Source organism: Streptomyces sp. SID3343 (assembly GCF_009865215.1).
Lineage (GTDB): Bacteria > Actinomycetota > Actinomycetes > Streptomycetales > Streptomycetaceae > Embleya.
Genome location: NZ_WWJX01001022.1, coordinates 1 through 888, shown reverse-complemented (window position 1 = coordinate 888; position 888 = coordinate 1). Strand labels below are relative to the sequence as shown.

The 888-nt window shown below is 68.6% G+C and carries 1 protein-coding gene; it reads right to left on the bottom strand.

Features of this window, described 5'->3' with window-relative positions:
• Window positions 1-469: 469 nt before the first annotated feature.
• A partial coding sequence (locus tag GT354_RS31905; RefSeq protein ID WP_161359859.1) for an ATP-binding protein occupies window positions 470-888 on the bottom strand: 419 nt, incomplete at its 5' end.

The window sequence follows — 888 nt, the reverse complement described above, 5'->3', positions numbered from 1 at the left end:
CATGTCCGCCGTGACCTGGGCCAGACGCCACGCGCTCAGGTAGTCCACGCCCGCGACCCACAGCGACGACCCCGGATCCCAGCCGCCGGCCCGCGCAGGCCCCGACACGTCCCCCGTGTCGCCGTCATCGAGATACACCACGACCAACGTCCCCTCTCAACCGCCGTCAAACGCAAGGAACCTGACGGCCCGTCACGCAAGCACGCAGCGCGACGACCCCGGTACCATCGGCACCGGGGTTCCGTCAGGTCCCCTCAGCCGGACCACCCCTGTTCCGACCAAGGTGAGGGGTGGTCCGGTCTTGCGTGTGCGGTTGTGGAGCGGCGCCCGAAGGGTTCGAACTTCGGGACGCCGCTCCGGTGCTCCGACGAGGACTCACCCAACGTCGGGCACTGTTCCGGTCGCTGAAGGCGTAGCAACCGGAACGGACGGGGGCATGCTGGCCAGATTCACGGCAGGCCCCCGCCGTCTATGGGTTCCCGTTCATCAGGAACGGCCTTGCCAGCTTGCGCGGTTCCAGGTCGAAGCGACACCACACGGCCTTGCCACCCATCGCGGTCGGGTTCCACATGAGGAAGTCCGAGCACGCTTCGACCAGGCGCAGACCGCGCGAGGAGTCGCCGATTTCCTCCGGTGCCGACAGCGAAGGTTGCATCACTCGTCGGTCCGGCACGCGGGGCGGGCGCGGGTCGTGGTCCTGCACCTCGATCGCCACCGCCCGCTTGGGCCAGAACAACAGCCGCACCGTGAACGTGCGGCCGAGCCAGCTCACCCGCTCACTCGGTATCACGGCGTGCAGGATGGCGTTGGTCGCGAGTTCGGACACGCACAGCATCGCGGGGTCCGTCAGCTCGATCAGGTTCCAGTCCGCCAACGCCGCCCAGGTCA